This window comes from Vibrio sp. WZ-1 (assembly GCF_052037695.1).
Lineage (GTDB): Bacteria > Pseudomonadota > Gammaproteobacteria > Enterobacterales > Vibrionaceae > Vibrio.
Genome location: NZ_JBQEQR010000006.1, coordinates 1 through 813 on the forward strand (window position 1 = coordinate 1; position 813 = coordinate 813).

General features: G+C 41.0%; 1 protein-coding gene. It reads left to right on the forward strand.

Going from position 1 to position 813, the window contains the following annotated elements; genetic code table 11:
• Positions 1 to 23: 23 nt before the first annotated feature.
• Positions 24 to 725 (forward strand): hypothetical protein, encoded by a 702-nt coding sequence (locus tag ACTS60_RS00020; protein ID WP_440886705.1) that lies wholly within the window; start codon positions 24 to 26, stop codon positions 723 to 725.
• Positions 726 to 813: the final 88 nt, after the last annotated feature.

Below are 813 nucleotides of genomic sequence, written 5' to 3' on the forward strand. Positions count from 1 at the left end.
GGCGTTATGAGTAAGGAGAGTTTGTGACACAATTTACTAAAGTTAATCCAGATGTTGAGCCTGCTTCAGACAAGCTATATCGGTTAGCTGAGGCTGCTGTGAGTATTGTTCCTACAGGGCAGACAGTACTCCATTCATTAATCTCTCCTCCCATTCATAAGAGAATGGAAAAATGGATGTCTGAAGTTGAAAACAAGCTTATTGAATTAGAGCAAGCGAGTAAGTTGAACTTTTTAGAGTTACAAAGTGACCCCAAGTTTTCAGCGTTGTTCTTGAGAGCAGTGCAAGCAGCAGCGTCTACAAGTCAACCTGAAAAACTGGACTTCCTAAAGAACTTTATCGTTAATATTAGCCTGCAGCCGGATATATCAGAAGATGAACTGTACTTACTGTTCAATATCATTAGCGAATTTACTCCATCACATATCCGGCTTGTACAGTTTTATTCAAACCCGAACCTTTATAGCTGTCGGTTAAACTCCATTCCAACAGAGGCTAGCAATGACAACACCACCCAAGGTTGTGAACTAGCGGTAGTCTTCGAATATGGAGATGTAGAATATTGGCAAAACATCTTTTGGGCAGCATCTGGAAGGCATGTTGTAACTAATATAAGTCAGTCGGTTGCTAATAAATCAGCTATTGGTAACGTCGTAGTATCAGGTAATGTAACCAATCTAGGGCGTAAATTATTAGCACTGGTCGAGTTAGAAACTTACTCATAACAAAGCATTTAAGAGTGATTCGCAACGCTTGGCGTTTTCGCTTCGCTCAAGTATAGCCAAGCGTCGCTCACACCTTAATGCGGCGTTA